Here is a 1,266-nt window from a genome sequence, read left to right on the forward strand (position 1 = left end):
TAATTATGATCGTCCTGTTGCAGGAGTAAGTTTAGTTAGTTCATTTGCAGATGCATGGTGCTCTGAAAATAAAGAAGATACTATTGGTTTAATTCCTTGCGCTGAAGGTGGAAGTTCATTAGATGATTGGGCTATAGATAAGGTACTTTTTAGACATGCAATAAGTGAAGCTAAATTTGCAATGGAAACTAGTGAACTAGCAGGTATCCTATGGCATCAAGGAGAAACTGATAGTTTTAATGGTAATTATAAAACATATTATAAAAAGCTACTTTTAATCATTGAAACACTTAGAAAAGAATTAAATGCTCCAGATATTCCACTTATTATTGGAGGATTACCAGATTTCTTAGGTAAAGAAGGATTCGGAAAAAACTGTACAGAATATGCTTTAGTTAATAAAGAATTAGAAAAGTTTGCTTCTGAACAAGATAATTGTTATTTTGTTACTGCAAAAGGCTTAACATCTAATCCAGATGGTATACATATTGATGCAGTATCTCAAAGAAAGTTTGGTTTAAGATATTTTGAAGCTTTCTCTAAAAAGCAACATGTATTAGAACCTTTAACTGATGAAGATAAATTATTAGAATCAAGCTATTCAAGAGAACATACAAAAAATGAAAAGATGTATATGAAGAGTATGGATTTTGCATTAGGTAAAATCTCATATGATGAATTTATGTCTGAAGTTATGAAGATTAATAATAATTAAATTTTATAGTTAAGGAATTCAAAGAATATTATTTATGTTTTAGCACAAACTATTTTCAAAAGTAAATAAAGCCCTAGATTTTATAGGTGCGGTAACACCTGTAAATTCTACAGATAAGCGAGGTATCTGAGGAACCTAAAATCAAGGACTTCTTTTGTATTATAGACTGCTAAAAGAATTTTTATACTAATCATTAGTTTTAAATATATATTTTTAGAGATTTGTTATATAAAAGTCCTCTTTTTAAGAACCTTAGATTTTAATTAATCTGTATGTGGTTTTTAGAAGGAGGATTTTTTATGTGCAAATTTATAAATAAAAATAATTTTAAGGTTTCAAGTTTTTATAGGCTACCAAAGGCTCTTATGTCAGAGAAGTATGACTCTTTGATGTTGGAGTCTAAGGTTGCATATTCTCTTTTACTTGATATGGTATCTTTATCTATTGAAAATGATTGGGTCAATGAAGAGGGAGATGTTTTTGTAAGAATAAAGAGAAAGGATCTTATGAAAAAACTTGGAGTTAAGGGAACTCAAAAGATGGTTAAGATT

General features: G+C 28.8%; 2 protein-coding genes. Both read left to right on the forward strand.

Going from position 1 to position 1,266, the window contains the following annotated elements:
* On the forward strand, positions 1–715 hold a 715-nt coding region (locus SPJ33_RS10615; protein WP_321117931.1), incomplete at its 5' end, for a sialate O-acetylesterase.
* Between the two features lie 299 nt (positions 716–1,014).
* On the forward strand, positions 1,015–1,266 hold a 252-nt coding region (locus SPJ33_RS10620), incomplete at its 3' end, for a replication initiator protein A (protein ID WP_321117932.1).

Source organism: Clostridium sp., from assembly GCF_034179595.1.
In the GTDB taxonomy this organism is placed as follows: Bacteria; Bacillota; Clostridia; order Clostridiales; family Clostridiaceae; genus Clostridium.